The sequence below is a fragment of the Massilia sp. ZL223 genome (assembly GCF_018119395.1).
Classification (GTDB): Bacteria; Pseudomonadota; Gammaproteobacteria; order Burkholderiales; family Burkholderiaceae_D; genus Telluria.
On the sequence record NZ_JAGPWD010000020.1, the window covers coordinates 59,091 to 79,482 of the forward strand.

The following is a 20,392-nucleotide window of genomic DNA, read 5'->3' on the forward strand; positions in this document are numbered from 1 at the left end:
CCCTGCCATGCTCAAGCCCATCCTGCTGGTGGAAGACAATCCCAACGATCTCGAATTGACGCTGATCGCGCTGGCCAAGAGCCAGCTCGCCAACGAGGTCGTGGTCGTGCGCGACGGCGCCGAGGCGCTCGACTACCTGAACCGCCGCGGCGAGTACAGCGAGCGTCCGCTCGGCAATCCGGCCGTGGTCCTGCTCGACCTCAAGCTGCCCAAGGTCGACGGCCTGGAAGTGCTGAAGGAAATCCGCGCCACCGAGACGCTGCGCCCGATGCCGGTGGTGATGCTGACCTCGTCCAAGGAAGAACAGGACCTGGTGCGCAGCTACGAGCTGGGCGTGAACGCCTACGTGGTCAAGCCGGTGGACTTCGCCGACTTCCTGCGCGCGATCGCCGACCTCGGCATCTTCTGGGCGGTGCTGAACGAACCGCCGCCGGGCTCGCGCCGCTACGTCAAGCCGAAGTGAGCTTCGCCTGACGCTTTCCCTGCCGCGCGCCGCGCGCGGCGGCGCAGCAGGTGGCGGATGCGCGCGCTGAGCGCGTCCGGGTGATAGGGTTTCTGGAGCAGGTGGACCGAGGCGTCCAGCTTGCCCTCGTGCGCCAGCACGCCCTCGGCATAGCCCGAGGTATACAGGATCTGGGTGTCCGGCAGCCGTTCGCGCACGATCTCTCCCAGCTGCAGGCTGCTGACCGGTCCCGGCATGATCACGTCGGTGAACACCAGGTCGATCTGGCGGCCGCTGTCGATGATCGCCACCGCCGCCGCGGCGTCCGCCGCTTCCAGCACGTCGTAGCCGAGCGCGGACAGGATGCCGCAGGTCGAGGAGCGCACGTCTTCCTCGTCTTCCACCACCAGGATCGTCTCCAGGCCGCCCGTCAGGGGCATGTGGTGCTCCGGCTCGGCCGCTGCGGGCGCCGCGCCACTGCGCGGCAGGTAGATCGACACGGTGGTGCCGCGCCCCACTTCGCTGCTCAGCACGATCTCGCCGCCGGACTGCTTGACGAAGCCGTAGGCCATCGACAGGCCCAGGCCCGTACCCTGCCCGGTCGGCTTGGTGGTGAAGAAGGGTTCGAAGGCGCGCTGCAGGACCTCGGGCGGCATGCCCTTGCCGGTGTCGCTGATCTCCAGCACCACATAGTCGCCGCGCTGCACCTCGGGCGGGAGCGCGCCGCCGCCCTCGCTGCCGTACACGTTGCGCGCGCCGATGGTCAGGGTGCCGGCGCCGCCCATCGCGTCCCTGGCGTTGATCGCCAGGTTCAGCAGCACGTTGTTGAGCTGGTTGGGGTCGACGTTGGTGCTTCCCAGGTCCGGCGCGATGTCGGTGACCACGCGCGCGTTCGGGCCCAGCACGCGGCGCATCATGTCGTCCATCTCGCGCAGCAGGTGGCCGGGGTCGATCACCACCGACTGCAGCGGCTGGCGGCGGGCGAAGGCAAGCAGGTGCGAGGCCAGCTTGGCGCCGCGCTCGACGCCGGCCAGCGCCATCTCCACGCGGGTCTGGGCCGCCGCGTTCAGGCCGCCGATCAGCTTGAGCAGCTGCAGGTTGCCGCCGATGATCTGCAGCACGTTGTTGAAGTCGTGGGCCACGCCGCCGGTCAGCTGGCCGATCGCTTCCATCTTTTGCGCCTGGTGCAGGGCCGACTGGCTGGCGGCCAGCTGTTCCTGGCTCAGGCGCAGCGATGCGAAGGCCTGGTCGCGCTGGCGCCGCGCGTTGCAGGCGCCGCTGTGGTAGCGCACGCGCGCCACCAGCTCGCGCGGGTCGGGCCACTTGACCAGGTAGTCGTTGGCGCCCACGGCGAAGGCCTTGGCCTTGATGTCGGGATCGTCTTCCGACGAGAGCAGGATGACCGGGATGTCCTCGGTCTCGGGATCGGCGCGCAGCCGGGCGATGACCTCGAAGCCGTCGAGGTCGGGCATGCGCAGGTCCACCAGCACCACCGTCGCCTTCACCTGGCGCGCCACCTCGACCGCGCGCGCGGGGCTGGATTCATAGCATAGCTGGTGCTTGATGCAGCCCTGCAAGCCGTGCGCGATGATGTCCTGCGCAAAAGGCTCGTCGTCGATGAGCAGTACGGAGCAGGCGGAGGAATCGTCTTCGATCATTGCAACGGCGTCGCTTTCAGAGCTGGTGGTACCAAGGTGGTTCTAAACGTATTGCAAAAAGGTAAGCGTTAATTCTACACGATTAACTTGTCACAAGTGCCCGTGTCCGCCTGCCGCCCCCGGTATCGGGAAGCAATACCTTGCAAGGGCTGCGGACGCCTCCATATGCATGGCAGATAAAGCCCACGCCAACGCCGGAGCACGCATGAGCGACGAGCTTTGCCCACTGTGCGGGAGGCCACTGGGGACGGAAAACATTGACCGCCACCACTTGGTCCCGAAAACCTTCAAGGGCAAGGAGCAATTCCCGATTCACAAAATTTGCCACCGCAAGATTCACTCGGCATTTACTGAGCGGGAATTATTGAATACATACCATACCTGGGAAGCCTTGCGCGCACACGAGGACATCCGGTCCTTCATCGCCTGGGTCGCCAGGAAGCCGCCCGGGTTCTACACGCGCACCTATACCGCCAAGGACAAGAAGCAGCGCCGCTGAGGCGGTCTTCCAGGCTCAACCATCTATAATATAATATATTATCGATTCATATTTTGTTTGAGCCCTGACGATGTCTTCCTTTCCTCCCGATCTAAGCAAATTGCAGGCGGCCGCCGGCCAAGCCAGCAGCCTGCTCAAGGCCCTGGCCAATCCCGACCGCCTGCTGCTGCTGTGCCAGCTGACCCAGGGCGAGTTCGCCGTCGGCACGCTGGAAACCATGACCGGCATCCGCCAGCCCACCCTGTCGCAGCAGCTGACCGTGCTGCGCGACGAATGCCTGGTCGCCACCCGGCGCGAAGGCAAGCAGGTGTTCTACCGGATCGCCAGCCTTGATGCGCTGGCCGTCTTGCAGGTGTTATATGGGCTGTACTGCCCGCAGGAGAGCGAACATGCAGATTGACTGGAACAACTTCACGCCCTGGATGTCGCTGGCGGGCGGCATGCTGATCGGCCTCGCGAGCGCCGCCTTCCTCCTGCTGAACGGGCGTATCGCCGGGATCAGCGGACTGGTCGGGGGCCTGTTGCGCGCACCGTCCGGCGAGCGTGGCTGGCGCCTGGCCTTCCTGGGCGGCCTGGTGGCTGCGCCCCTGTTCTACGTCCTGGCCGCGCCGCTCCCTGAAGTGGAGGTCGAGGCCGGCTTCCCTGCCCTGCTGCTGGCCGGCCTGCTGGTCGGGCTCGGCACCCGCTACGGCTCGGGCTGCACCAGCGGCCACGGCATCTGCGGCATGGCGCGCCGTTCGCCGCGCTCCTACGCCGCCACCGCCGCCTTCATGGCCTCGGGCTTCCTGACAGTCTATCTGCTGCGGCATGTGAGCTGGCCATGAGACTCCTGAGCGCAATCCTGGCCGGACTGGTGTTCGGTATCGGCCTGATCCTGTCCGGCCTGACCAACCCGGCCAAGGTGCTGGCCTTTCTCGACCTGGCGGGGGCCTGGGATCCCTCGCTGTTGTTCGTCATGGGCGGGGCCCTGCTGGTGACGGCGCCCGCCTATGCCATCGGCATGCGCGGCAAGCGCACCCTGACGGGCGAGCCGCTGAACCTGCCCACGGCATCCGCCATCGACCGCCGCCTGGTGCTCGGCAGCCTGGTCTTCGGCGTGGGCTGGGGCATTGCCGGCTACTGCCCCGGCCCCGCCGTCGCTTCGCTGGCCCTGGGCGGCTGGAAGCCGCTGCTGTTCTTCGGCGCCATGCTGGCCGGGATGGGCATCTACGAACTGATCGAACGCAGGAAAGGCTGAGGACGGAAGCAGTTTTTCCTTGACAAGGCAGGCGGCAGAATATTTCATCTTGGGCAAACTCAACTCCCACCTTGCCCATGCAATTCGCCGACTACCTGACCCATGACGCGACTTCGCTCGCCGCCCTCGTCGCCTCCGGCGAGGTCACGCCCCGGGCGCTGCTCGACACGGCGCTGGCGCGCCATGCGCAGGTCCACGGCCAGGTCAACGCGGTCTGCCGCCTGATGGAGGACGAGGCGCGCGCCCAGCTCGCGCGCCCGCTGGCCGGCGCCTTCGCCGGTGTGCCCTTCCTGATCAAGGACGGCCTGCAGGACTATGCGGGTCTGCCGACCACCAACGGCAGCCGCTCGATGTGCGGCCATGTGCCGCGCGAGCACGCCGCCGTCGTGCGGCGCTATCTCGAGGCCGGCCTGGTCGTGTTCGGCAAGACCAACCTGCCCGAGTTCGCGCTCAAGGGCGTCACCGATCCGGCCCTGTTCGGACGCACCAGCAATCCCTGGAACCTCGAGCACACGCCGGGCGGTTCGAGCGGCGGCGCGGCCGCGGCGGTGGCGGCCGGCATCGTGCCGATGGCGGCCGGGAACGACGGCGGCGGCTCGATCCGGATTCCCGCCGCCTGCTGCGGCCTGTTCGGCCTGCGCCCCTCGCGCGGACGCGTGTCGGCGGGGCCGCATGCGGGCGAGATCTGGTTCGGCGCCTCCAGCGAAGGCGTGCTCTCGCGCAGCGTGCGCGACACGGCGCGCGCCCTCGACCTGCTGCAGGGCGCCGAGCCGGGCGATCCCTTCGTCATCGCGCCCCCGGCCGCGCCCTATGCGGAGCTGATGCGGCGCCCGCCGGGCCGCCTGCGCATCGGCTTCTCCGCCGCCTCGCCGATCGGCTCCGAGGTCCATCCGGAAGCGGCGGCCGCGGTCCGGCACGCGGCGGCGCTGCTGGCCAGCCTGGGCCACGAGGTCGAGGAAGCCGCGCCCGAGATCGACGGCGCTGCGCTGGCCACGAGCTACCTGCACATCTATTTCGGCCAGGTGCCGGCCATCGTGGCGCGCAACAAGGCCCTGGGCGCGGCGGGCAGCGAGGTCGAACTGATGACGCGCCTGCTGCTCACGCTGGGAGGCGCGGTCAAGGCGCCGGCGCTGACCGAGCAGATGGCGCAATGGAATACCTACGCGCGGGCGCTCGGGCGCTTCCACCAGCGCTACGACATGCTGCTCACCCCGACCCTGGCCCATCCACCCATCCGGCATGGCGAAGGCGACGTGCCCGCGTCCCAGCAGGCAGTGCTGGGCTTCCTGCAGCGCAGCGGCCTGCTGGGACTGCTGGCGCGCCTGGGCCTGCTGGACGCCACGGTCGACCGGATCGCGCGCGACAACCTGCGCTACGTGCCCTTCACCCAGCTGTCCAACCTCACCGGCACGCCGTCGATGTCGGTGCCGCTGCACTGGACCGCGGACGGCCTGCCGATGGGCGTACAGTTCGTCGCGCCGTTCGGACGCGAGGACAGCCTGCTGCAGCTGGCGGCCCAGCTGGAACAGGCCCAGCCCTGGTTCGGCCGGCTGCCGGCCATGACGCGCGCGGCATAAGCTCAGGCGATGACCCAGGACGAAGCCTTCTCGCAGCGCTTGGGCGACCTGGCGCGCCTGCGCCGCGTGCGCGACCGGATCGACCGCGACTACATGCAGCCGCTGAACGTCGAGGAGCTCGCGCGCGGCGTCCACATGTCCGCCGGCCACCTGAGCCGCCAATTCCGGCTGGCCTACGGCGAGTCGCCCTATTCCTACCTGATGACCCGGCGCATCGAGCGCGCCATGGCCCTGCTGCGGCGCGGCGACATGAGTGTCACCGAGGTCTGCTTCGAGGTCGGCTGCTCCTCGCTGGGCACCTTCAGCACCCGCTTCACGGAACTGGTCGGCGTGCCGCCGAGCGTCTACCGGACCGAGTCGGCGCAGGCCACGGATGGCATTCCGCCCTGCGTGGCGAAACAAATCACGCGTCCGATCAGGAATCAAGAAGCGCCGCCGGATGAGTCCCGCTAAGCTGGCGTTTCCCATCACCTGAAAGAGAAAGGCAAACACATGGACCTCAGCATCCACTCGACCTTCCTGCCGCACCAGGACGCGGAAGAATCCCTGGCTTTCTACCGCGATGTGCTCGGCTTCGAAGTCCGCAAGGACGTGGCCTATGGCGCCATGCGCTGGATCACGGTCGGTCCCGTCAACCAGCCCGGCACCTCGATCGTGCTGTCGCCCGCGGGCGTCGCGCCGGGCGTGACCGACGACGAGCGTCGCACCATCGCCGAGATGATGGCCAAGGGCACCTACGCCATGCTGCTGTTCGCCACCCGCGACCTGGACGGCGTCTTCCAGCGCCTGCAGGCGCGCGAGGCCGACATCGTCCAGGAGCCGACCGAGCAACCGTACGGCGTGCGCGACTGTGCGGTGCGCGATCCGGCCGGGAACATGCTGCGCATCCAGGAGCTGCGCTGAAGCTTGTTGGCGCAGAACCGAGCAGCTACACTGGGACACGAGCTTTCCAGGAGTGTCCCGAATGAGGCTGCGCGCACTGCTTCCGATCACCGTCTTCTTCATGGCCGCCGCTGCCGCCGCGGCGCCCCAGCTCGCGCAGTTCGACAGCTTGCGTGAAGCGCGCGCCGCCGCCACTGCGCGCCCTGCGGACACGGGCGCGCTGACCGGGCTTGCCAACGCACAGATCTTTACCGGCGACGCCGCCGGCGCCCTGGCCACCATGGATCGCGGACGCATGCGGCCAGGCGGCACGCCCGCCCTGTCGGAGGCGGATCGCCGCGCCCTGGACAGCGTGCAGGCGGACGATGCGATCCGCATGATCGTCGCCGCGGCCAGGGACAAGCGCGCGGTCCTGATCAACGAAGACCACACGGTCGCCATGCACCGCGCCTTCACCCAGAAGCTGGCCGTCGAACTGCGCAAGATCGGCTACCGGTATTTCGCGGCGGAGGCCTTCAACGCGCCGGTCCTGCCGAACGGCCGCTACCTGACCTGGCGCGACGGCTACTACACCCGCGACCCGGTATTCGCGGGCATGGTGCGCACCTTGCAGGCCGAGGGTTTCACCCTGGTCGGCTACGACATCGAAGAAGAAGATACGGCATTGAGCCCGCGCGAGCGCATCGCATTCAGGGAACGCAGCCAGGCCAGGAACATCCACGAGCGCATCTTCGCCCAGGACCCGGATGCGAAAGTGCTGATCCACGTCGGCCACCACCACCTTGGCAAGCGCCAGGTCGGCGACATCAAGCCCATGGGCGCCCACCTGCGGGAGCTGATCGGCCCCGAGGCGACCCTGCACATCGACCAGCTCGCGTTCTACGCGCGCAGCGCGCAAGCGGCGGAAGATCCGCTCTATCGCGCGCTGCTCGACCGGCACAAGCCCGCCGCGCCGATGGCGCTGCGCCAGGCCAGCGGGGCGAGCGCCTCCTTGCGCGGCCTGGGCGGCTTCGTCGACATGCATATCCTGCACCCGGACTACGGGCTGCGCGACGGCCGGCCCGCATGGCTGTCCTCGCTGGCCGGGCGCACGGCGACCAGCGTGCCGAAGGCTCTGCTGCCCCAGTCCGGCGAACGCCTGGTGCTCGCCTACGACCGCGAGCACGGCATGGACGCCGTGCCTGTCGATGCGCTGCTGCTGACGCCAGGCGCACCCGCGCCGGCGTTCATGCTGCCCCCTGGCCGGTTCCGTTTCGAAGTGCAGCAATAAAATCGGTTTTATGGGTTGACCTCAACCTGACTTGAGGTTCTACACTGCCGCTCATGTCGAACAACCCCTGCAAGGAGATGCCCGTGAGTGAACTGTCCCGCTATTTCGACCTGATCGGCTACCGCCACGAAGGCAAGCCCGGCATCGCCGCCCTCAGGGAGCTGCAGCGCTGCCACACCCACACCCTTCCCTTCGAGAACCTGACGCCGCTCTCGGGCCAGCCGGTCAGGCTGGACATTCCCTCGCTGGTGGACAAGTTCACGCAGCAGCGCGGCGGCTACTGCTTCGAGCACAACCTGATGTTCCGCCACGCGCTCGACAGCCTGGGCTTCGCCACCCGCCCGCTGCTGGCGCGCGTGCGCGCGAATGTCCCGCCGGATGTGGTCACGCCGCGCACCCACCTCGTGGTGCTGGTCGAGGCGGAAGGCGAGACCTGGATCGCGGACACCGGTTTCGGCAAGGCCACGCCGACCGCGCCTTTGCGCCTTGTCCCCGACCTGGCGCAGAGCACGCCGCACGGGCGCTACCGCCTGATGGAAGACCCGGCCGGGTACAGGCTCGAGACCGAGCAGGCCGGAGAATGGGCGCCGCTCTACATCTTCGAGATGACGCCCGCTTATATGCCGGACTTCGAGATGGGCAACTGGTACGTATCCACCCACCCCAACTCGCATTTCACGCGCGACCTGATCGCGGTGCGCACCACGGCGCGCGGCAGGCAGGTGCTGCACAACACCCGCTACAGCGTCTACGGCATCGATGCCGAGCCGGTCGTGCGCCAGCTCGGCAGCGTGGGCGAGATCATGGTGCTGCTGCAAGGAGAACTGTGCATCGCCGCCGACCGCGTTCCCGGCCTGCATGAACGGATCGGGCGGATCGTCGAACAGCACGCCGGACAACCGGGCTAGCGCCGGGCCGCGGCGTTGGCAAGATCGGCGAGCGGCGACAGGATGGCGCGGTCGAAGTCGTCGATCGGTTCGCCCTTGCGCACGCGCCGCGGCCAGTCGGCGTGGGTCAGCGCGCCGCGCCCCAGCGAGACGGCGTCGGCCTCGCCGCTGCCGACCAGGGCTGCGGCCCGTTCGGGATCGTGCAGCGAGCCGTTCGCGATCAGGGGCAGGCCGGCGTAGCGCTTCGCCAGCGCCGCGAGGCTCGGCCCCGTGCCGAATGCGGGCTTCCACGCCTCGAACTCGGTCGTGTGCAGGTAGTCGAGCGGCAGCTTGCGCAGCGTCCCGAAGACCAGCGCCGCATCGCTCTCCGCCCCGCTCCAGGTATAGGCGAAATCGTTGACCTTGGCTTGCGAGATGCGTATGCCGACGGCGAAACCGGGACCGACCACATGGCGCACCGCTTCCACGACCTCGACGATCAGCAGCAGGCGGCGCTCAAGCATGCCGCCGTAGCGGTCTTCGCGCAGGTTGATCGCCTCGCTCAAGAACTGGTCGAGCAGGTAACCGTTTGCCGCGTGGATCTCGACGCCGTCGAAACCCGCTTCGCGCGCCCTGGCCGCCGCATCGGCAAAGCCGCGAATCGCCTCGACGATCTCATCGCCGCTCATCGCTTGCGGAAGGGCGTAAGGCCCGGCGCCGCGGTAGAAGCTCATTTGCTCTCCCTTGGGCCGCACGGCGGAGGGGCCGCGCGTACCGCTGCGATAGGGATTCCCCTGCGACAGCGCGCCGGCGTGCATCAGCTGCGCCACCATGCGCGCGCCGCTTGCGTGCACGTCCCGGACGATGGGCCGCCATGCATCGCACTGGGCGCTGTCCGCCAGCCCGGGCTGGCGCAGGTAGCCTTGCGAATACGCCTTGTCGGTATAGATCCCTTCCGTGATCACCAGGCCGAAGCCGCCCTCGGCGAAGGACCGGTAGTAGCGCTGCATCTCTTCCGTGGCGCGGCCCTGCTCCGTTGCGCTGACGCGGGTCATAGGGGCGACCACCACCCGGTTGGGCAGCAGCATGGGGCCGATCGCGAGCGGGTCGAACAGATGCTGGTGCGGCGCGCCCATCTTAGCGCTCCGCATCGTCGCGGACCGCGGCAATTGCTTCGATCTCGATCATGGCTTTTGGATCATACAAGGCCTTGATCTCGGCAATGGTGTCGGCCGGGTACGGCGCCGAAAAGAACTTGCGCCGCAAGGCCACGACCTCCTCGAAGTTGCCCATGTCGGTGACGAAGATCGTGACCTTGATGACGTCCTTCAGGCTCGACCCGCCTGCTTCGAGCGCGCGGCGCAGGTTGGCGAACGCCTGCTCGCCCTGGGCGCGGAAACCGCCTTCGACGATCCGGCCGTCGTCGCCCGCTCCCGCCTGGCCGGAGATGAACAGCAGCTTGCCGAAGCGGATGCCCTGCGACAGCAGGAAAGGCGCGTAATTGTCTGGTTGAGTGGTGATGCGTTCGAGCACGATGGCCTCCTTGTCCGTGAATGCTGAAAACCGGCCTTCACCGGCCGGCAGGAGGAAGATAGGCGTCCGCTCCCGCGTTGACAAACGCATAGTTGTCAGGCATAAGATGAGTTTATTTCACCTGTAGACCCATGCGGCGACTCCCTCCCCTCTCCGCACTGCGCGCTTTCGAGGCCGCCGCCCGGCATGGCAGCTTCAAGCTCGCGGCCAGCGAACTGGCCGTGACGCCCACCGCGGTCAGCCACCAGATCCGCTTCCTGGAGGACTACACCGGCTTGCGCCTGTTCGAGCGGCAGGTGCGCAAGGTAGTCCTGACCGATGCGGGTGCAGAGCTCTATCCGGTCCTGCGCGACGGCTTCAACGCCTTCGAAACGGTGTTCCAGGCCCTGGCCGCGAACCAGGTGCGGCGCCAGGTCACGATCTCCGCGACCAATGCCTTCATGGCGCGCTGGCTGGCGCCGCGCGTCGCCGCGTTTCGCCGGCTGCATCCGGACATCGACCTGGAACTGCATGCCTCGGACCAGGCCGTCGACCTGGTCGCGGAGCAGGCCGATCTCGCGATCCGCTACGGCCGCGGCCCCTACCCTGGCATGGTGTCGGAACCACTGTTCGCCGACCGTTTCGCGCCGGTGGCCAGCCCCGCGCTCGGCGTGACCGGACCAGCGGACCTGGCGGCTTTCCCGCTGATCGATTTCAAATGGAGCCGCCACCATCCGCTGAACCCGACGTGGAAGAACTGGTTTGCCGCCGCGGGCCTGCCATGGCTGGCGCCGCGCGGCCAGCTGCGGTTTTCGGACGAGGGGCATGCCATCCAGGCGGCCATTGCGGGACAAGGCATTGCGCTGTTGAGCCTGGATTTGCTGGCTGACGAACTGGCGGCGGGCCGCCTGGTCCAGCCTTTCGGTCCGAGCATTCCCGGGCACACCTATCACCTGGTGCGCAGCGCGGGGCACGCGCCGGCGCCGCACATGGAAGCCGCGCTCGACTGGCTGCGTTCCGAGGCGCAGGCGCCGAAGCAAGGCTGAGGGCCTGCTCCCTTTTGTCAGCTGGCCAGGCGCGCGACCGCGTCGATGATGTCTTCGTTCTGCAGCGCGGCGAAGCCGAGCAGCCAGCCGTCCTGCTTGTCGGCGCCCATGAACAGTGCCGAGAGCGAGGGCGTGGCGATGCCGCGCGCGCCGGCCTGGCGCGTCAGCGCGGCTTCCCGGCCCGGCGGCAGGTGGGCAGCCAGCTGCAGGCCGCCGGCGCCTGGTTGCGGCCGCAGCCAGTCCAGCCGCGCCGCTTCCAGCCGCTCCAGCAGCAGCGCGCGCCGGCTACCGTACAGCAGCCGCATCTGGCGCAGGTGGCGCGCAAAGTGGCCATGGGCGATGAACTCGGCCGTCACCGCTTGCGCCAGCTGGGCGCTGTGGCCGTCCATGACGGTGCGGGCCTTGACCACCGCTTCCACCAGCGCCGGCGGCAGCACGGCGTAGGCCAGGCGCAGCGAAGGGAACAGCACCTTGGAAAAGGTCCCGAGATAGATCACGCGGCCGTGCCGGTCCAGGCCCTGCATGGCCGGCAGCGGACGGGCATCGTAGCGGAATTCGCTGTCGTAGTCGTCCTCGATGATCCAGCCGCCGTCCCTTTGCGCCTGCTCCAGCAGCGCCAGGCGGCGCGCGAGGCTGAGCGTGGCGCCGGTCGGGTACTGGTGGGAGGGCGTCAGGTAGGTCAGCCGCGCGGCTTGCGACGGCAGGCTCATGCCCTCGGCGTCCACGGGTATCGGCTCCAGCTGCGCGCCCGCGCTGCCGAAGGCGTTGCGCGCGCCGACATAGCCCGGCTCCTCGATGTGCACGGTGTCGCCCGGATCGAGCAGCAGCATGGCCAGCAGCTGCAGCGCCTGTTGCGAACTGGTGAGCACCACCACCTGGTCGCGGTCGCAGCGTACGCCGCGTGACTGCGCCAGGTAGCCGGCGATGGCATCGCGCAGCGGCGCATAGCCTTGCGGGTCGCCGTAGCCCATCAATGCCGCGCCGTGGCGGCGCAGCTGGCGCGCGGTGATCTGGCGCCAGGTCTCGACCGGAAAGGCGCGTAAATCCGGGCTGCCGGCGCAGAAGGCGCGCGGCACGAGCGGATCCTGGCAGCCGCCGGTGGCCACGATGGCCGCGCCGCGGCGCGACAGGGTAGCGCTGGTGTCGATGCCCGTCATCGGCGGCGCCGGCTGCCAGCCGGGGGAGGCGATGGACACGACGGTGCCGTGGCCGACGCGGCGCGTTACGTAACCTTCGGCTTCGAGCTGGGCGTAGGCCGCCTCCGCCGTCACGCGCGAGATCGCCAGGTCGGCCGCCAGCATGCGCGTGGACGGCAGGCGGGCGCCCTGCGCCAGCTCGCCGCGGCGGATCGCGCCGCGCAGGGCCGCGCAGACCCGTTCGCGCAGCGGCAGGCCCGGCTGGTCCTCGCGTTCGAACAGGCTGATCCAGAGGGCGGGAACGATCGGGGAATCCGGCATTGGTCTTATCGATGAATGAAAATTGGCATCCATGATGATGCCATGCTTCGCCTAGAATGAGGACATCGTCAACACAGGAGTCAATCGATGTCCACGCAATCGCTGGTGCTGCAGTTCCCCGCCCCCGAACCCGAACAGAGCGCCGCCTTCATGCAGGCCAAGCTGGCCTATCACACCGATGCCGCCGACCTGGCGGAAGACCTGGTCAATGGCGTCGAAGCCATCGTGGTGATCGATACCCGCAGTCCGGCGCTGTATGCGGCCGGGCACATTCCGGGCGCTGTGAGTTTCCCGCACCGGACCATGGACGAGCAGACGACCGCCTCGCTCGACCGTAGCAAGACCTATGTCGTCTACTGCGACGGTATCGGCTGCAACGGCTCGACCAAGGGCGCGTGGAAGCTGGCGCGGCTGGGTTTCAGGGTGAAGGAGCTGCTGGGAGGGCTGGACTTCTGGAAGCGGGATGGGCATCCGCTGGCGACCGGCATGGAGCCGGGGCGCACGGAGGAAGCCGCCCAGTGCGGCTGCTGAAGACGGTGACGTCGTCCCGGCGAAGGCCGGGACCCAAGTTAGCCTGCGGACCAATAGCATTGTTCGTGGCTGCGCAATGAACTTGGATCCCCGCCTTCGCGGGGACGACGGTTCAAGGCAGCGGGCCACAAAAACAAAAAGGGCCGCATTCACATGCGGCCCTTCGAATTCTGGCTCCCCGACCTGGACTCGAACCAGGGACCTGCGGATTAACAGTCCGTCGCTCTACCGACTGAGCTATCAGGGAAAAGAGGCCGCATTATAACGGGTCGATTCGCGTTTGACCAGTGCTGGGCATAAATAGTGCCCCGCCTGCACACCCGGTGCCCCTTTGTTATAGTCGCACCCGTTCTGGCCCCGCGTGCCAGCCCGCCTCCAAACCAAGACACCCATGACCACGACTCCCCGCACCCTCGGCACCCCGCTCTCCCCTTCCGCCACCAAAGTAATGCTGCTCGGCTCCGGCGAACTCGGCAAGGAGGTGATCATCGCGCTGCAGCGCCTCGGCGTGGAAGTCATCGCCGTCGACCGCTATCCGAACGCGCCCGGCCACCAGGTGGCGCACCGCACCCACGTCATCGACATGACCGACGGCGACGCCCTCGCCGCCCTGATCGCCCAGGAAGGCCCCGACCTGGTGGTGCCGGAAATCGAAGCCATCGCCACCGACAAGCTGGCCGAGCTGGAAGCCGCCGGCGCGATCACCTGCATCCCCACCGCGCGCGCCGCCCAGCTCACCATGAACCGCGAAGGCATCCGCCGCCTCGCCGCCGAAGACCTCGGCCTGCCGACCTCGCCCTACCGCTTCGCCAGCAGCCTGCAAGAACTGGAACAGGCCTGCGCCGCCGTCGGCTTCCCCTGCGTGGTCAAGCCCGTGATGTCTTCCTCGGGCAAGGGCCAGTCCAAGCTCGACGCCCCTAGGGACGTCAAGGCCGCCTGGGACTACGCCGCCAGCGGCGGACGGGTCGACGCGGGCCGCGTGATCGCGGAAGGCTTCATCGATTTCGACTACGAGATCACCCTGCTTACCGTGCGTTCGCTCGCGGCCGATGGACAGGTGCAAACCGGTTTCTGCGAGCCGATCGGCCACAAGCAGGTGCACGGCGACTACGTGGAGTCATGGCAGCCGCACCCGATGCAGCCGCTGGCGCTGGAACGCGCGCGTGACATCGCGGCCAAGGTCACCGCCAACCTGGGCGGCCTGGGCGTGTTCGGCGTCGAGCTCTTCGTCAAAGGCGACATGGTGTGGTTCTCGGAAGTGAGCCCGCGCCCGCACGATACCGGCATGGTCACGATGGCCAGCCAGCTGCAGAGCGAGTTCGAGCTGCACGCGAAAGCCGTGCTCGGCCTGCCGGTGGACACCTCGCTGCGCACACCGGGCGCATCCGCCGTCATCTACGGCCAGCTCGAGCAAGCCGGCATTGCGTTCGAAGGGGTGGCCGATGCGCTGCGCGTGCCGGGTGTGGACATCCGCCTGTTCGGCAAACCGGAATCTTTCGCACGCCGCCGCATGGGCGTGGCGCTGGCCACCGCGGGCGACATCGACACCGCACGCGCACGCGCTCTGGAAGCCGCCTCCAAGGTGAAGCCGGTGCCGGGCAAACGCTGACAAGGACCGCGCCGAAGGCAGCTACTCGTCCGCGGCGCCCTCGTCCCTGCCTTTGGCGCCGATGTTCTTCACGCCGCGCCGCGCCAGGGCCTCCCGCAACAGGAATTCGATTTCGGCGTTCACGCTGCGCAGGTCACGCGCGGCAAGACGCTGCAGCTCGTCCCACAACGCGGGGTCGATCCGTAGCGGGAACGCTTTTTTACCAGGACTGGCCATGCTCGTCGGGACTAGTTATAGAGAGTGCCCGTGTTGACGATCGGCTGGGTCTCCTTGTCCGAACAGAGCACCACGAGCAGGTTGCTGACCATGGCCGCCTTGCGCTCGTCGTCGAGCTCGACGATACCGCGCTCGGACAGGCCCTTCAGCGCCGTTTCCACCATGCTCACGGCGCCGTGCACGATCTTGGCGCGGGCGCTGATGATCGCTTCGGCCTGCTGGCGCCGGAGCATGACCTGGGCGATCTCGGGAGCATACGCCAAATGGGTGAGCTTTGCGTCCAGCACCTGCACACCCGCCGCTTCGAATCGCTCCTGCAACTCGCACTTGAGCGCATCGACGACCGCATCCATGCCAGCGCGCAGCGTGGTCTCCCCTGCGGACAGGTCTTCGCCTTCATCGTAAGCATATTGCGCGGCCAGGTGACGAAGCGCAGCTTCCGCCTGGATCGAGACGTAGCGCTCGAAATCATCGACTTCGAACACCGCCTGGGCGGTGTCGCGGACCCGCCAGACAATGGCCGCGCTGATCTCGACCGGGTTGCCGCGCTTGTCATTGACCTTGAGCGTGGGCGCGTTGAAATTGCGGGCACGCAGGGATAGCCGGCGTTTGACGTACAGGGGGAAGGCCCAGCGCAGGCCTTCGCTGCGGTCGGTGCCGATGTATTTGCCGAACAGGGTCAGGATTGCGCTTTCGTTAGGCTGGAGCATGAACAGGCCGGTAAAGCACAGTGCGGCGCCCAGCCCCATCAACAAGCTGCCCAGGAATAAGACAGGTCCGGTCGCCTCCACCCCTGTCGTGAAGGCGTACACGGCGCCCAGCGCCAACACGATCCCGACGACAGCTGCCAAGTAGCCATTTGCGGACGAAAAAGCCATTTCACGGCGGGTTTGTATTGAGTTCATGCTGTCTTCCTCTCTGGCGAGTAACATCAAAGTGATATCACTTTAGGATCACCCAAAATTATTGTCAAGCAATTTTGGTAATTCTTCCATGAGCTTGGTCAGATACATCGGTGGTTGACATCAAATCATCTGTAAATGATAATTATTCTCATTATCATTCTTATTAAAAACAAAAAGCTCATGCCTACGCCCGTCATCCCGAAGCGCAGCTTCGTCAGCCTGCTCGTCCTGTCCACCCTCCTCCCCGCTCACGCGCAGGCCATCCCAGGCGATACCGCCCAAGTGGTCGTCACCGCCGCCGGCTACCGCACCACCGGCACCAAGTCGGACCTCAAGCCTCTCGAAGCGCCGATGAGCTACGAGATCTACGACAACGAGCTGCTCAGCGCACGCCAGGCCGACAGCGTCAACGAAGCGCTGCGCTACGTGCCGGGCGTGACGCCGGAAAGCCGCTCGACCGTGACGATCTTCGATCAGTACACGATCCGTGGCTTCGAGAGCTACCGCAACTACTACGACGGCCTGCCCCTGCAGTACGACGGCTTGTGGAACCTGGTGCCGCAGGTGGACGCCTTCGCCACCGAAAGCGTGGAAGTGCTGAAGGGACCGGTGTCGGTGCTGTACGGCTCGGCCCCGCCGGGCGGCATGGTGAACCAGACCGCCAAGCAGCCGCGCTCGAAACAAGAAGCGCAAGTACGCGCACGCATCGGGACCAATGCCTTGCGCGAACTCGCCTTGGACAGCACCGGTCCGCTGTCGCAAGACGTCGACTACCGCGTGATTGCACTGGCGCGCGAGCGTGACGGCCAGCAGGCGACGACCAAAGAGGAACGCCGACTGTTCGCCCCTTCCCTCACCTGGCGCATCAGCCCCTCGACCCGACTGAACCTCAACCTGTATTACCAGGACGATCCGGCCTTGATCCCCTCGACGCCGCTGCCCGCGACCGGCACGCTGCGCGACGCGCCCTACGGCCGCCTGGATGCCGACGCTTTCGCCGGCGACGCCGGCTGGTCAGGCATGGAACGGGAGACGCTACTCTCCGGCTGGAAGTTCGAGCACGCCTTCAACGACACGGTGAGCTTCCTGCAGAACTTCCGCTACACCAAGGCGGACGGCTTCCAGCGCAATTCCTACAACAACGGCCTGCTGGCCGACAACCGCACCCTGCTGCGCTCGGCCTATTTCACCGACGAGGCGATGCACGGCTACGTGGTCGACAACCAGCTCGCCTTCCGCTTCCATACCGGGCCCTGGAGCCACCGCGTGCTGGCCGGCGCTGATTACCAAAAACTGCGCACCAGCGTGCGTTATGGCGACACATTAGGCACCGGCACGCCGTCCATCGACCTGGGCAGCCCGGACCACCAGTTGTTCGACGTGGCCGCCCTGCCCCTCGGCTTCTACACCGAAACACACGGCATCCGCCAGTCGCAGCTCGGCTTCTACCTGCAGGACGAGGCGAAGCTGGGTCCACTGACCCTGCTGGGCGGCCTGCGCCGCGATCGCTACCGCAGCGAGGACGCCAGGCAGTCGACCTACGACGGCTTCCCATCGAGCGGCACGACCTCGATCACCCAGGAGCGTACCAGCGGCCGCATCGCCGCGATCTTCAAGCTCGGGAATGGCCTGGCGCCCTATATCAACTACTCGACCTCCTTCGAGCCAACCTCGGGCGTCGACTCCTTGAGCGGCGCGGCCTTCAAGCCGACCACGGCCAAACAGATCGAAGGCGGCGTGAAATACCGCTCGCAGGATGGTCGCACCCAGCTCACCGCGGCCGGGTTCGAGATCCGCAAGCAGAACGTGGTCGTGAACACGCCCGACTTCATGCAGTACACGCAAAACGGCGAAGTGCGATCCACCGGCGTCGAGGTGTCGTGGAACCAGGCCCTGAGCGACCACCTGGACTTCACGCTGGGCCTGACCGGGCTCGATATGAAAGTCACGGAGAACGCCTCCGATCCTTCCCTGGTCGGCAAGACGCCGGTGTGGGTGGCCGACAAGCAGGCCTCGCTGTGGCTGAACTACCAGCCGCTGGACGCGCTCGACCTGAGCGCCGGCGTGCGCTACGTGGGCGAGAGCCAGGTGGATGCGGCCAATACCGGCACCGTGCCAAGCCACACCGTGTTCGATGCGGCGGCCATGCTTCGTCTCAACAAGACCTGGCGCCTGGGCCTCACCGCCAGCAACCTGGGCGACAAGCGCTACGTCGGCGCCTGCCACAGCGCCCAGAACTGCTGGATGGGTGCGGAGCGCAGCGTCGAGCTGACCCTGCACGCCGCGTTCTGAGCGGGAGAACAGCATGAGCTTCCGCGCCTGGTACACCGTGCACAAATGGACCAGCCTGATCTCGACCTTGTTCCTGCTGATGCTGTGCCTGACGGGGCTGCCGCTGATCTTCTCGCACGAGATCAGCCACCTGCTGGGCACCAGCGCCGATGCGCCGCAGCTGGAGGCCGGACACACCGGCCGCGCCAGCATCGACGCCATCGTCGCCGATGCCCAGGCCCGGCGCCCGCAGGACGTGCCGCAGTTCCTGGTGGCCGAGGCGGACGAGCCGGACCTGCTCTACGTGCGCATGGCGGACCGCATCGATTCGCCTGGCCTGACGGCCTTCTACACCTACGATGCGCGCACCGGGGAGTTCCTGAACGAATACCCGCTCGGCAAAGGCTTCATGGACGTGATGCTGCGCCTGCATGTCGACATGTACATGGGCATCGGCGGGACCCTGTTCCTGGGCTTGATGGGAGTGCTGCTGGCGGCGTCCATCGTGTCCGGCATTTATGTGTACGGGCCATACATGAAGAAGCTGCGCTTCGGCAGCATCCGGCGCGACCGCGCCACGCGGCTCAAATGGCTCGATCAGCACAACCTGCTGGGCATGGTGACCCTGGTGTGGCTGCTGGTGGTGGGCGTGACCGGAACGATCAATGCGCTCAACCAGCCGATCTTCGCGGCCTGGCAGGCGAGCGAGCTGAAGGCGCTGGCGGAACCGTTCCGCGGGCAGCCTGCGGTGACAGGCAAGGTGTCCGCCGATGCGGCGGTGAAGGCGGCGCTGGAGGCTGCGCCGGGCAAGACGCTGAGCTTCATGGCCTATCCCGGCAATGATTTCGCGACCCCGCAGCACTTTATGGCCTTCATGCAGGGGAGTACGCCGCTCACCTCCAAACTGCTGTCGATCGTGATGATCGATGCCCGCACTGGCACGGTAGTGACGACGGGAGAGATGCCGTGGTATGTGTCGACCCTGATGCTGTCGCAGCCGCTGCACTTCGGGGATTATGGCGGGGTGGCGCTCAAGCTGCTGTGGCTGGGACTGGATCTGCTGAGCATCTGGGTGCTGTGGAGCGGGCTGGTGCTATGGTGGAAGCGGAGGAAGGTGACGGCGGAGCAGAAGCAGGCTGCGTTGCAAGGTCTGCCCGAGCAGGCCATCAGCTAACCCGAAGTCACCACCCTTTACTCATTCCACACCTCCACCAACGTCATCCCGGCGAAGGCCGGGATCCAAGTTTGCACGCAGCCTAATAACGTGTTCCCGGCTGCGCAAAGGACTTGGATTCCGGCCTCCGCCGGAATGAGGTTGATGTATTTTCGGGGTGGTTCGTTGAAACCTGTGTCGGTAACGCCGCAAACGCAAAAAGGGCCGCATTCACATGCGGCCCTTCGAATTCTGGCTCCCCGACCTGGACTCGAACCAGGGACCTGCGGATTAACAGTCCGTCGCTCTACCGACTGAGCTATCAGGGAAAGGAGGCCGCATTATACCTGCTTCTTCCGTTTTGGCAAATGCTGCGATAACAAAAGGAAATCAGCCCTGCACCGCGTTCCTCGAACGCGTCACCAGCCGCTTCAAGGCCTCGAGCACGACTTGCGGTTCCGACATCTGCGGGAAATGCCCGCTGCCCTCGGCCACGATCCGCTCGCCCAGCGGCGACAAGGCGGCCAGCCCCAGCTGAGTGCGCTCGCGCTCGCGCACCGCTGCTTCCGGCATGATCCAGCGCGGCAGGCGCTTGCCGCCCGACACTACCATCACCGGCACGGGAGGAAACGCAGGCGCTTCGAGAATGTCTTTCACCGTCTCCGCTTCATTGCGGATCTCATCATTGACATCGCGCGGCGACAGCCGGTCCAGGAAGCCCACAAAGGCACGCTGCAGGCGCGATTGATGCCGCTTCATGTTTGTCACGTCCTCCGGCGCCGTCGCCTCCAGGAACAGCACGCCGCAGACCTCATCCGCAAACTCGCGCGCGAACAGATTGGCGTGCAATCCGCCGAACGAATGTCCGACCACCACGAAGGGCGGCTTCACGTCGGCCGCCAGCAGCAGCTGGCGCAGCTGGGCCACCACGGTCTCGCCATACTGCGGCTCGCGCGGCTTGGCGCTGCCGCCCACGCCGGGACGGTCGTAGGCGAACACGGTGCCCAGCTGCTCGATCTCGGGATACAGCTTATGCCAGGAATCCAGCGGCCCGCCCGCCCCGGCCAGGAGAACGATCGAAGGACTACCCTGCCCCGACTTGGAAAACCGGAAGACCTGCTTGTCGATCAGCGTGGCATGGCTCTTCGGCAAATGTTTCACTCAGCTATTCCTTATTCTCAACGACGCGCCTAGGCTACGATCAACGCGACGACGGCGCAACCCGATTCCGATGCATACCGAACTCGGAAAATAAAAAGAC

General features: G+C 66.9%; 22 protein-coding genes and 2 tRNA genes. 15 read left to right on the forward strand and 9 right to left on the reverse strand.

Annotated features, from left to right (window positions below; translation table 11 throughout):
• Positions 1-7: 7 nt before the first annotated feature.
• On the forward strand, positions 8-463 hold the full coding sequence (locus KBW95_RS13760; RefSeq protein ID WP_211525634.1) for a response regulator: 456 nt from the start codon (positions 8-10) through the stop codon (positions 461-463).
• On the opposite strand, the gene KBW95_RS13765 is transcribed toward KBW95_RS13760, so the two are convergent.
• Complete coding sequence (locus tag KBW95_RS13765) at positions 445-2,100, reverse strand: response regulator (RefSeq protein ID WP_211525635.1); 1,656 nt, start codon at positions 2,098-2,100, stop codon at positions 445-447. The two genes, KBW95_RS13760 and KBW95_RS13765, sit on opposite strands and share 19 nt — an antisense overlap.
• A gap of 205 nt (positions 2,101-2,305) precedes the next feature.
• On the opposite strand from KBW95_RS13765, the gene KBW95_RS13770 reads away from it, so the two are divergent.
• From KBW95_RS13770 to KBW95_RS13810, 9 genes are all read left to right on the forward strand, one after another.
• Positions 2,306-2,599 carry an HNH endonuclease signature motif containing protein gene (locus KBW95_RS13770; protein ID WP_211525636.1) on the forward strand — a complete coding sequence of 98 codons (294 nt, stop codon included), beginning with the start codon at positions 2,306-2,308 and terminating at the stop codon, positions 2,597-2,599.
• Positions 2,600-2,669: 70 nt separating this feature from the next.
• Complete coding sequence (locus KBW95_RS13775; RefSeq protein ID WP_211525637.1) at positions 2,670-2,999, forward strand: metalloregulator ArsR/SmtB family transcription factor; 330 nt, start codon at positions 2,670-2,672, stop codon at positions 2,997-2,999.
• Entirely contained in the window at positions 2,989-3,423 is a 435-nt protein-coding gene (locus KBW95_RS13780; RefSeq protein WP_211528523.1) for a YeeE/YedE family protein, read from the forward strand. Before KBW95_RS13775 ends, KBW95_RS13780 begins: the two co-directional genes overlap by 11 nt.
• A complete protein-coding gene (locus KBW95_RS13785) occupies positions 3,420-3,836 on the forward strand; it encodes a DUF6691 family protein (RefSeq protein ID WP_211525639.1) in 417 nt (138 codons plus the stop codon). The genes KBW95_RS13780 and KBW95_RS13785 overlap by 4 nt, the downstream gene beginning before the upstream one ends.
• Before the next feature lie 77 nt (positions 3,837-3,913).
• Positions 3,914-5,413 carry an amidase gene (locus tag KBW95_RS13790; RefSeq protein ID WP_211528524.1) on the forward strand — a complete coding sequence of 500 codons (1,500 nt, stop codon included), beginning with the start codon at positions 3,914-3,916 and terminating at the stop codon, positions 5,411-5,413.
• A gap of 9 nt (positions 5,414-5,422) precedes the next feature.
• On the forward strand, positions 5,423-5,866 hold the full coding sequence (locus tag KBW95_RS13795; RefSeq protein WP_211528525.1) for a helix-turn-helix transcriptional regulator: 444 nt from the start codon (positions 5,423-5,425) through the stop codon (positions 5,864-5,866).
• Between the two features lie 39 nt (positions 5,867-5,905).
• Positions 5,906-6,316, forward strand: a complete 411-nt coding sequence (locus KBW95_RS13800) for a VOC family protein (RefSeq protein WP_211525642.1) — start codon at positions 5,906-5,908, stop codon at positions 6,314-6,316.
• A 61-nt stretch (positions 6,317-6,377) separates the two neighbouring features.
• Positions 6,378-7,565, forward strand: coding sequence for a hypothetical protein (locus tag KBW95_RS13805; protein WP_211528526.1), 1,188 nt, complete (start codon positions 6,378-6,380; stop codon positions 7,563-7,565).
• A gap of 83 nt (positions 7,566-7,648) precedes the next feature.
• The gene (locus KBW95_RS13810) at positions 7,649-8,473 is read left to right on the forward strand and encodes an arylamine N-acetyltransferase (RefSeq protein ID WP_211528527.1); all 825 of its coding nucleotides are present in this window, start codon (positions 7,649-7,651) and stop codon (positions 8,471-8,473) included.
• Here KBW95_RS13810 and KBW95_RS13815 read toward each other — a convergent pair.
• Positions 8,470-9,567: an NADH:flavin oxidoreductase gene (locus KBW95_RS13815; protein ID WP_211525645.1), complete on the reverse strand. Its 1,098-nt coding sequence runs from the start codon at positions 9,565-9,567 to the stop codon at positions 8,470-8,472. The genes KBW95_RS13810 and KBW95_RS13815 overlap by 4 nt on opposite strands.
• Position 9,568: 1 nt before the next feature.
• Positions 9,569-9,964, reverse strand: coding sequence for a RidA family protein (locus KBW95_RS13820; protein ID WP_211525646.1), 396 nt, complete (start codon positions 9,962-9,964; stop codon positions 9,569-9,571).
• 131 nt (positions 9,965-10,095) lie between these two features.
• Here KBW95_RS13820 and KBW95_RS13825 point away from each other — a divergent pair, with 131 nt between their 5' ends.
• Entirely contained in the window at positions 10,096-10,989 is an 894-nt protein-coding gene (locus KBW95_RS13825) for a LysR substrate-binding domain-containing protein (RefSeq protein ID WP_211525647.1), read from the forward strand.
• 17 nt (positions 10,990-11,006) lie between these two features.
• Here the strand turns inward: KBW95_RS13825 and KBW95_RS13830 are convergent, their stop codons facing one another.
• Positions 11,007-12,446, reverse strand: a complete 1,440-nt coding sequence (locus KBW95_RS13830; protein WP_211525648.1) for a PLP-dependent aminotransferase family protein — start codon at positions 12,444-12,446, stop codon at positions 11,007-11,009.
• Between the two features lie 87 nt (positions 12,447-12,533).
• On the opposite strand from KBW95_RS13830, the gene KBW95_RS13835 reads away from it, so the two are divergent.
• Positions 12,534-12,977, forward strand: coding sequence for a rhodanese-like domain-containing protein (locus tag KBW95_RS13835; protein WP_211525649.1), 444 nt, complete (start codon positions 12,534-12,536; stop codon positions 12,975-12,977).
• 171 nt (positions 12,978-13,148) lie between these two features.
• Here KBW95_RS13835 and KBW95_RS13840 read toward each other — a convergent pair.
• Positions 13,149-13,224 (reverse strand) — tRNA-Asn (locus KBW95_RS13840).
• Between the two features lie 144 nt (positions 13,225-13,368).
• Here KBW95_RS13840 and purT point away from each other — a divergent pair.
• Positions 13,369-14,586 (forward strand): formate-dependent phosphoribosylglycinamide formyltransferase, encoded by a 1,218-nt coding sequence (purT, locus tag KBW95_RS13845; RefSeq protein WP_211525650.1) that lies wholly within the window; start codon positions 13,369-13,371, stop codon positions 14,584-14,586.
• Positions 14,587-14,607: 21 nt separating this feature from the next.
• Here purT and KBW95_RS13850 read toward each other — a convergent pair whose 3' ends face one another.
• Positions 14,608-14,802 (reverse strand): hypothetical protein, encoded by a 195-nt coding sequence (locus tag KBW95_RS13850; protein WP_211525651.1) that lies wholly within the window; start codon positions 14,800-14,802, stop codon positions 14,608-14,610.
• Positions 14,803-14,813: 11 nt separating this feature from the next.
• Positions 14,814-15,653, reverse strand: coding sequence for an SPFH domain-containing protein (locus KBW95_RS13855; RefSeq protein WP_229429744.1), 840 nt, complete (start codon positions 15,651-15,653; stop codon positions 14,814-14,816).
• A gap of 234 nt (positions 15,654-15,887) precedes the next feature.
• On the opposite strand from KBW95_RS13855, the gene KBW95_RS13860 reads away from it, so the two are divergent.
• Both KBW95_RS13860 and KBW95_RS13865 read left to right on the forward strand, forming a co-directional pair.
• Positions 15,888-17,999 carry a TonB-dependent siderophore receptor gene (locus tag KBW95_RS13860; protein WP_211525653.1) on the forward strand — a complete coding sequence of 704 codons (2,112 nt, stop codon included), beginning with the start codon at positions 15,888-15,890 and terminating at the stop codon, positions 17,997-17,999.
• A 13-nt stretch (positions 18,000-18,012) separates the two neighbouring features.
• Positions 18,013-19,152: a PepSY domain-containing protein gene (locus KBW95_RS13865; protein WP_211528529.1), complete on the forward strand. Its 1,140-nt coding sequence runs from the start codon at positions 18,013-18,015 to the stop codon at positions 19,150-19,152.
• A 232-nt stretch (positions 19,153-19,384) separates the two neighbouring features.
• On the opposite strand, the gene KBW95_RS13870 is transcribed toward KBW95_RS13865, so the two are convergent.
• Together KBW95_RS13870 and KBW95_RS13875 are read right to left on the reverse strand one after the other, a co-directional pair.
• A tRNA-Asn gene (locus KBW95_RS13870) sits at positions 19,385-19,460 on the reverse strand.
• 61 nt (positions 19,461-19,521) lie between these two features.
• Positions 19,522-20,292, reverse strand: a complete 771-nt coding sequence (locus tag KBW95_RS13875) for an alpha/beta fold hydrolase (RefSeq protein ID WP_211528530.1) — start codon at positions 20,290-20,292, stop codon at positions 19,522-19,524.
• Between the last annotated feature and the right edge of the window lie 100 nt (positions 20,293-20,392).

What these genes read in the sequence shown, in the direction of transcription:
- KBW95_RS13780 (WP_211528523.1), top strand. Translation starts at nt 2,989, where the DNA reads ATGCAGATTGACTGGAACAACTTCACGCCCTGGATGTCGCTGGCGGGC.
- KBW95_RS13770 (WP_211525636.1), top strand. Translation starts at nt 2,306, where the DNA reads ATGAGCGACGAGCTTTGCCCACTGTGCGGGAGGCCACTGGGGACGGAA.
- KBW95_RS13865 (WP_211528529.1), top strand. Translation starts at nt 18,013, where the DNA reads ATGAGCTTCCGCGCCTGGTACACCGTGCACAAATGGACCAGCCTGATC.
- KBW95_RS13785 (WP_211525639.1), top strand. Translation starts at nt 3,420, where the DNA reads ATGAGACTCCTGAGCGCAATCCTGGCCGGACTGGTGTTCGGTATCGGC.
- KBW95_RS13835 (WP_211525649.1), top strand. Translation starts at nt 12,534, where the DNA reads ATGTCCACGCAATCGCTGGTGCTGCAGTTCCCCGCCCCCGAACCCGAA.
- KBW95_RS13830 (WP_211525648.1), bottom strand. Translation starts at nt 12,446, where the DNA reads ATGCCGGATTCCCCGATCGTTCCCGCCCTCTGGATCAGCCTGTTCGAA.
- KBW95_RS13850 (WP_211525651.1), bottom strand. Translation starts at nt 14,802, where the DNA reads ATGGCCAGTCCTGGTAAAAAAGCGTTCCCGCTACGGATCGACCCCGCG.
- KBW95_RS13790 (WP_211528524.1), top strand. Translation starts at nt 3,914, where the DNA reads ATGCAATTCGCCGACTACCTGACCCATGACGCGACTTCGCTCGCCGCC.
- KBW95_RS13825 (WP_211525647.1), top strand. Translation starts at nt 10,096, where the DNA reads ATGCGGCGACTCCCTCCCCTCTCCGCACTGCGCGCTTTCGAGGCCGCC.
- KBW95_RS13775 (WP_211525637.1), top strand. Translation starts at nt 2,670, where the DNA reads ATGTCTTCCTTTCCTCCCGATCTAAGCAAATTGCAGGCGGCCGCCGGC.
- KBW95_RS13800 (WP_211525642.1), top strand. Translation starts at nt 5,906, where the DNA reads ATGGACCTCAGCATCCACTCGACCTTCCTGCCGCACCAGGACGCGGAA.
- KBW95_RS13765 (WP_211525635.1), bottom strand. Translation starts at nt 2,100, where the DNA reads ATGATCGAAGACGATTCCTCCGCCTGCTCCGTACTGCTCATCGACGAC.
- KBW95_RS13815 (WP_211525645.1), bottom strand. Translation starts at nt 9,567, where the DNA reads ATGGGCGCGCCGCACCAGCATCTGTTCGACCCGCTCGCGATCGGCCCC.
- KBW95_RS13795 (WP_211528525.1), top strand. Translation starts at nt 5,423, where the DNA reads ATGACCCAGGACGAAGCCTTCTCGCAGCGCTTGGGCGACCTGGCGCGC.
- purT (WP_211525650.1), top strand. Translation starts at nt 13,369, where the DNA reads ATGACCACGACTCCCCGCACCCTCGGCACCCCGCTCTCCCCTTCCGCC.
- KBW95_RS13805 (WP_211528526.1), top strand. Translation starts at nt 6,378, where the DNA reads ATGAGGCTGCGCGCACTGCTTCCGATCACCGTCTTCTTCATGGCCGCC.
- KBW95_RS13760 (WP_211525634.1), top strand. Translation starts at nt 8, where the DNA reads ATGCTCAAGCCCATCCTGCTGGTGGAAGACAATCCCAACGATCTCGAA.
- KBW95_RS13860 (WP_211525653.1), top strand. Translation starts at nt 15,888, where the DNA reads ATGCCTACGCCCGTCATCCCGAAGCGCAGCTTCGTCAGCCTGCTCGTC.